Annotated in this window: 1 protein-coding gene; it reads right to left on the bottom strand. The window is 43.2% G+C overall.

Going from position 1 to position 687, the window contains the following annotated elements:
- Window positions 1-9 precede the first annotated feature (9 nt).
- A partial coding sequence (locus HMPREF1863_RS02075; protein ID WP_068366958.1) for an IS30 family transposase occupies window positions 10-687 on the bottom strand: 678 nt, incomplete at its 5' end.

Below are 687 nucleotides of genomic sequence, written 5' to 3'. Positions count from 1 at the left end.
CTTGAATTGTCAAGTCAAGTGCAACTCTACTGAATGGTAAACTTCATAGGGCGTTTTCCAGTTTAAGCATTTACGTGGTCGACGATTGATCTCTTCTATTTTCGCTTCAATATAGCTATCTGATTGGTCAATATCTTTCGTTTTTGGAAAGTATTCTCTTAATAGACCATTTGTATTTTCGTTGGTCCCTCGTTGCCATGGGTGATGGGGCAACGGGAAATAGAAGTCAACAAGAGACAGTTGCTGGGAGATCTCAGGATGTTCTGAGAACTCTTTCCCTCTGTCGGGAGTAATGCTTTGAAGGGGTTCATCCTTCAATAGTTCAATCATGGTTTGTTTAACACATTGGGACGTCTTCTTTGGAATTATCCGACAAAGCAGGTAACGACTTTTCCGGTCAGTCAATGTGAGTAAGCGTGCCCTGCCGGTTTTACCTGCCACCGTATCCGCTTCCCAGTCGCCTAAGCGCTGCCTTTTTTCAGCTGCATCCGGTCGTTCGGATATGGGATTGGTGATTGGAATTTTACCGCGTCTCTCTTCATAGGATTTGGTATGCCTTGTTTTTCCGCGATGTCTTAGTTTTCTAATACATCCTCTATTGCCCTTAGAGAGATTTGGCTCGTCAAAAAGGCCGGAATAAATGGCTCGATAAATCGTGGTAAAGCTAATACTATAAACACTCTCTTC

It is taken from the genome of Aedoeadaptatus coxii, from assembly GCF_001553115.1.
GTDB classification, from domain to species: Bacteria; Bacillota; Clostridia; order Tissierellales; family Peptoniphilaceae; genus Aedoeadaptatus; species Aedoeadaptatus coxii.
This window is presented reverse-complemented; position numbering and strand designations above follow the sequence as displayed.